Below are 2,622 nucleotides of genomic sequence, written 5' to 3' on the forward strand. Positions count from 1 at the left end.
CGGTGACGAGCGCCTGGTACAGGTCGTCGTCGGGCTGCACGGCATGGACCGTCGCCAGCAGCCGCGGCCCCGCTTTCGGCTGCAGCTCGACCACGTCGCCGCGCTCGATCGTGTCGCGGCGGGAATCGCGCTGCGTGTCCCAGCCCCACGTCGTGGTCGCGGCCGGCTCGAGGTGCACCGCCCCACGAAACCCCCACACGCGGCGCAGCAGCTGCCAGGCCGCCACCGGCATCTTCGCCTCGCCGGCTTCCCAGCGCTGCACCTGGCGATCGTTGACGCCGAGGCGCTCGGCGAGCTCGGCCTGCGTGCGGCCGTTGATCACGCGCAACTCGCGGATCGCGGTCGGCGTCGGCCCGGCGCCGCGGCGATGGACGGTGTCCAGGGTCACGCCCCCGTCCCACTCGAGCGTTACCGGCCCGTGGCATTTGGCGCAGGTGGCCGCCGCGCCGTCGTGGCCGTCGTCCGGATGGCGCACCTCGCCGTTATGGCCGCAGGCCGGGCAGCGATACACGTACAGCACGGACATGGAGGCTCCTGAATACAAACCCGTCTAAAAGACGTATGGGAACAGCGTAGCACGTCTTTTAGTCGTGTCAAGTGTCGTGTAAAGGGCCCCTTCGGGGTTTTGACGCATTAAACGCAATGCCGATAAGGGGAGTTATCGGCATTGACGGCGCACACAAAAAAACCCGGCCGCAGCCGGGTTCGTCTCTTAGTGTTCGTGTCGTCTGCCTGCAAAGGCCAACGCCACGCCATGCCGCGTCTCCCAATCGGCGCCAGCGCGTTCTCGCGCCCGCACCGCTTCGGGGGCCATATCTGGGCGACGCAGACGCGCTTCCGCCCGCGCGCGCGCGGCCGTCAGCGCCGTGCGCTGCACGTCCGACAACGCCTCCCATCGGTTGGCGAGTTCGGTTCGGCTGACGGCGACCTCCGCCAGAGCCAGACCCTGACGCAAGGCGTGCACCGCCTGAGCATAGGTGAGGCGCTCGCCCGTCACCACCTCGACCGCTTCCGATCGAGCCTTCAGTCTCGATTTGAGGGCCAGCTTCAGACGCTTCGCCCGCAGCTTCAACGCTGTAGGCTTTCGCACGGTCCTTTTGGCCCTGAGTTTGCTCGTGGTCATAAATTTGTCCTCTAGATCAACATGTTAGACGACTCAGGCGGGTTTTGACAACAAGCGTCGACGATCCCGCCAGATCTCCGTCACATAGCCGTAGCTCATGTAGTAGGACACAAGCTGAGGGAAAGGTTCGTCGATCGCGATCGTGGTTGAGCCGAAGACTGCCGCGACGGCTTGCAGGACCATATCCATCATCGCCATCGTGCGCCCAGGCAGCAGGCTGTGACCATCCTTCTGCAGGAACAGTAGCGACGTCGTTACGCGATGTCGCGAAACGCGGATGACCGCGAGCGCGGCGACATCCGGAGAGGCGCCAGTCCGTAGCCCGATGTAGCAGCTGCGATGCGTTGCCGACACACGTTTTCGTGCGTAGGCCCAATTCAATTTCTCGGGCCAGCTCGCGACAATGTTCGCGACCTCGCGATGGTCAACGATCTCCAGTTGAATATCAGGGTCCTGGTAGTCCTGCTGGAGCCGCCCTTCCGCCACGTCGAGGGCGATGCGCATCTCCAGCTGAAAGTGTTCTCGAGTGGTGGGTGTTCGGGTCATCTTGAATGTCTTTTTGGGAGCATGGCGTTGCGCCCTCCCCGGTCAATTGTGGACCGTGTTTTCAGTCTCGAGGAGCATCTGGAGATGAAGTCCACGCCTGGAGGCGAAGCTCCCATGCCAATCTTACGTTGCGCCTGTTGTTGCACCCGCGCCCCGTCCAACACCATCAGAAGTCGCGATCAAAATAGTCGATCGGCATTGTACCCGCCCCGTCGGCCACGGCTGGCCTGATCTTTCGGGCTTCGTCCGCGCAGGGCATCTCCAGCCACTCAATAACCCCACTCATTTGAGTGTATGAGCAAACACTCAGGCATAAGACCCTTAGCGTTTGCTTGCCCGTGGCGCCCTCCCCCACCCATTCACTCAACTCATTTCCCTATTTCATCACCTCAATTGCACATTTACTCAATCACACATTCCTTTATTTTCAATATGTTATCAAAAAATAGGTCAACACAAACACTCATTCACGCAGCCCATTTGAGTAAATGAACATTGACACATCCGACCCCGTCGTCTACCATTCCGCCACTTATATGAGGAACTGAATTCCTCATTTGAGTACCTCTTTTCAGTTACTCAAACACTCAGATCCTCATCGCCCAGAGGTTCGGCGCGCCGGTCGCTTGAGTGCTTGAGGAACGCAAACACTCAACTCATTTACTCAAATGGAGAGCGCAACATGGCAGGTATGATCATGTGTGTCGGAGCCGAGAAGGGTGGGGTAGGGAAATCGACGATCGCCACGAACGTTGCGGTTCAACTTGCAACCGAAGGCGTTGATGTCGTCATTTTGGATACAGACGCGCAAGCAACCTGTGCTCGATTCATTGAACGTCGGGATTCGGCGGGCATCGAACCACGCATTCCCTGCGTTCAACGGACAGGTGATGTTTCAGCGACTCTGCGCGACATTGCGAACCGCTACCAAGTCGTAATCGTCGATGCCGGCG

General features: G+C 60.1%; 4 protein-coding genes. 1 reads left to right on the plus strand and 3 read right to left on the minus strand.

Features of this window, described 5'->3' with window-relative positions:
* From L810_RS44405 to L810_RS43060, 3 genes are all read right to left on the minus strand, one after another.
* On the minus strand, positions 1-526 hold a 526-nt coding region (locus tag L810_RS44405; protein WP_042978436.1), incomplete at its 3' end, for a helix-turn-helix domain-containing protein.
* A 186-nt stretch (positions 527-712) separates the two neighbouring features.
* Positions 713-1,123, minus strand: coding sequence for a hypothetical protein (locus L810_RS43055; protein WP_042978437.1), 411 nt, complete (start codon positions 1,121-1,123; stop codon positions 713-715).
* Between the two features lie 33 nt (positions 1,124-1,156).
* Complete coding sequence (locus L810_RS43060; protein WP_042978438.1) at positions 1,157-1,669, minus strand: hypothetical protein; 513 nt, start codon at positions 1,667-1,669, stop codon at positions 1,157-1,159.
* Positions 1,670-2,351: 682 nt separating this feature from the next.
* On the opposite strand from L810_RS43060, the gene L810_RS46740 reads away from it, so the two are divergent.
* Positions 2,352-2,622: nucleotide-binding protein (locus L810_RS46740; RefSeq protein ID WP_257009052.1), on the plus strand; the 271-nt coding region annotated here is incomplete at its 3' end.

The sequence above is a fragment of the Burkholderia sp. AU4i genome, from assembly GCF_000466765.1.
GTDB classification, from domain to species: domain Bacteria; phylum Pseudomonadota; class Gammaproteobacteria; order Burkholderiales; family Burkholderiaceae; genus Burkholderia; species Burkholderia cepacia.

Bases quoted from the DNA above. Each gene is read 5' to 3' on its own strand.
- L810_RS43060 (WP_042978438.1), bottom strand. From the start codon at position 1,669: ATGACCCGAACACCCACCACTCGAGAACACTTTCAGCTGGAGATGCGC.
- L810_RS43055 (WP_042978437.1), bottom strand. From the start codon at position 1,123: ATGACCACGAGCAAACTCAGGGCCAAAAGGACCGTGCGAAAGCCTACA.